This is a genomic window from Streptomyces sp. NPDC002265, assembly GCF_040296125.1.
In the GTDB taxonomy this organism is placed as follows: domain Bacteria; phylum Actinomycetota; class Actinomycetes; order Streptomycetales; family Streptomycetaceae; genus Streptomyces.
Map to the genome: position 1 here is coordinate 1 of NZ_JBEOWS010000589.1, position 3,173 is coordinate 3,173.

Consider the following 3,173-nt stretch of genomic DNA (forward strand, 5'->3'; position numbering starts at 1 on the left):
GCCCTGGAAGCGCCGGCACAACAGCACCCACGCCAAAATCCGGTGCCTCGGCGAGCAGGCGATGGTCGTCCTGAAGGGCTGGCGCCTGCTACGCAAGCTCCGCTGCAGCACCAACCGGATTACCAACATCGTGAAGGCCGTCGTCGTCCTTCACCACGCGTCAGCGTGAGGTTGGAAAGGGCTCCCTACGTTGTTGTGTGGGATGCGGTGAGCCCCTCGTATGGTTCATCCACCCAGGGGTGCCGGGTGTTTGTGTCCTGAACACGGATGGATCTGGTTGTAGGAGCAGTCTTGAAGTGATGCTGTGCGGAAGATGAAGGTTGTTGGCCCTTCGGAGTCGCCCTGCGGGGGGAGGCTTCAAACCACCTCGTGCTGCGTTGGCTGAAGACCGTCGTGGTGAGCGACGAGGAAAAGGCGTCGTAAGAGGCGTCAGGTGGGGATCGGGAAGACGAACGCAAGTGAATCGCTGCTGACGTGTCGTAAGAGCCAAATCTGACATCAAAACCGGGGTGTATACCCAATCCCGGGATGAGTCTGGCGGGTGCCCGTTTACTGGTCAGGTGGTGTCCGGCATGCAGGCGACGTGAGCCCGGTCTGCGGCTTCCGCATGGAACAGGAGAAGGCGTTCCTTGCCGCTGCTCGCTTAGATGGCGAGCGAGAGAGAGTGTCCCAAGTAGCCGAAACTGCAAGGGATCGAGTACCGAGGCCAGGCGCGCTGGCGGACCGGCTCGTAGTAGTGGCGAAGTCCCTGTAACGGGGGTGGAGCGAAGGGGCCGGGCCGTTCGTGGCTGAGTTGATTGCGTCAACCGGGTGATGCCCGGGAGGAATTCGGTGGACCAGTTGAAGTCACAGGCCAAGCCGTTTGAGATTTCGAAGTGGGAAGTGAAGGAGGCGTGGGAGGAAGTCAGGGCGAACAAGGGCGCTCCCGGAGTGGACGGGCAGTCTCTTGACGAGTTCGAGAAGGACCTGAAGAACAACCTCTATAAGGTCTGGAATCGGATGTCGTCGGGGTCCTACCTTCCGCAGCCGGTGCGCGCGGTGGAGATTCCTAAGCCGCATGGCGGAGGCACGAGAATCCTCGGGATTCCTTGTGTGGCTGACCGGGTGGCACAGACCGTCGTGGCCAGGCATCTCATGCGTCGGGTGGAACCGGTTTTTCACCCGGATTCGTATGGATACCGGCCCAGGCGGTCGGCACTGGACGCGGTTGCATGCTGCCGGGACCGCTGCTGGAAGAGGAATTGGGTCATCGATCTCGATGTCGCCAAGTTCTTCGACAGCGTCCGGTGGGACCTCCTTGTCAAGGCGGTGGAAGCCCACACCGATGCCGTCTGGGTGATTTTGTATGTGCGGAGGTGGCTCCAAGCGCCGATGCAACAGCCCGACGGCAACATGTTGGTCCGAGACCGGGGGACCCCACAAGGGGCACCGGTCTCGCCCGTGCTGGCGAACCTGTTCATGCACTACGCGTTCGACACCTGGCTCGCCCGGGAGTACCCGGGCGTCTGGTTCGAGCGTTACGCGGACGACGCGGTCATCCACTGCGTCACCGAGCGGCAGGCCACCGAAGTACTGGCCGCGCTGACGGACAGGATGGAACAGGTCGGGCTGCGGCTGCATCCCGACAAGACCCGGATCGTGTACTGCAAGGACGGCAAGCGCCGGAACTCCTACGAGCACACGGCGTTCACCTTCCTCGGGTACACCTTCCGCGCCCGCAGGAGCCGGGACAAGAAGGGGGAGAGCTTCCTCTCCTTCGACCCGGAGATCAGCAAAGAGGCCCTGAAGCGGCTCAGTGCGGAGGTCCGTTCCTGGCACCTGCATACACGGGCCGACCTTTCCTTCGTTGATCTCGCCCGGTGGGTCAACCCACGGGTGGCGGGGTGGATGCAGTACTACGGTCGTTTCCGGCGGTCGGGGCTGGATCCCCTCCTGACGCGCATCAACGCCTACTTGGTGCGATGGATCCGCAAGAAGTACGAGCGGCTCAGGGCGAAGCGGAAGGCCATCGCGAAGATGGGGGAGATCGCCAAGCGGTATCCCCGCATGTTCGCGCACTGGCCTTGGACCACCGCCTCGGCCTGGTGACCAGGACGGCAGGAGCCGTGTAACGAGAGATCGTTCCGCACGGTTCCGTGAGAGCCGAGGGGTGAGATTCCCCTCGGCTACTCGGCGGTTCAAAACGCTCTGCCGCTTGTGGCTTTCAGTGATTGGCCGCCCGGTGCCCCACGACGACTCGGCTGCCAATTAGGAATTGCGAATGATCGCTGAGTAGGGAATCGACAGCGAGGTCGTCCGTCGGGAGACACCAGCAGCACACCGCACGGAGGCACCAGATGGCCATGATCTGGGCCGGCATCGACGCAGGCAAGACCCATCACCACTGCGTCGCGATGGACGAGAGCGGCCGTCGGCTGCTGTCACGACGCGTCGCCAACGACGAACCCGAAATCCTCGAACTCCTCACCAATGTCCTGGCCCTGGGAGACGAGGTGACCTGGGGTATCGACCTGGCCGACGGCGGCGCGGCCCTGGCCATCACCATCCTGTTCAACCACGGCCGGCCGGTGCATTACATCTCCGGCCGGGCCATCTACCGCGCCTCGGAGAGCTACCGCGGCGAGGGCAAGATCGAGGCCAAGGACGCCGCCGTCATCGCCGACCAGACCCGCTTCCGCCGCGACCTGCACCCCTTACGCACCAACGACGAGACGGTCACCGACCTCAAGATCCTCACCGGCCGACGCGCAGACTTGGTCGCCGACCGCACCCGCACCGTCAACCGGCTCCGCGCCCAGCTCACCGACATCTTCCCCGGCCTGGAGCGGGCACTGGACCTGACCAACACCGGCCCGCTCACCCTGCTGACCGGCTACCAGACCCCGGCCTCCCTCCGCCGGATAGGCAGGAGGAGGCTCGAGACCTGGCTGCGCAACCGCAAGGTCCTGCGCGCCGACCGGCTCGCGGAGATTGCTCTGGAGGCTGCCGGGCGCCAGCACACCAGCCTGCCCGGTGAGAAACTGACCGCTCAGATGGTGCACACGCTCGCGCGGGAAGTGATGGCCCTCAACCAGCAGGTCGCCGAGCTCGACAAGGCGATCGAGGCCCGGTTTCGCGATCATCGGGACTTCGAAGTGATCACCAGCATGCCCGGCCTGGGCGTCATCCTCGGT

Annotated in this window: 3 protein-coding genes; all 3 read left to right on the forward strand. The window is 64.2% G+C overall.

The window, feature by feature from the left end:
- A partial coding sequence (locus ABT085_RS45195) for a transposase family protein (protein WP_351622747.1) occupies positions 1–169 on the forward strand: 169 nt, incomplete at its 5' end.
- Positions 170–831: 662 nt separating this feature from the next.
- On the forward strand, positions 832–2,088 hold the full coding sequence (gene ltrA, locus ABT085_RS45200; RefSeq protein ID WP_351622741.1) for a group II intron reverse transcriptase/maturase: 1,257 nt from the start codon (positions 832–834) through the stop codon (positions 2,086–2,088).
- A gap of 248 nt (positions 2,089–2,336) precedes the next feature.
- Positions 2,337–3,173: IS110 family transposase (locus tag ABT085_RS45205; protein WP_351622744.1), on the forward strand; the 837-nt coding region annotated here is incomplete at its 3' end.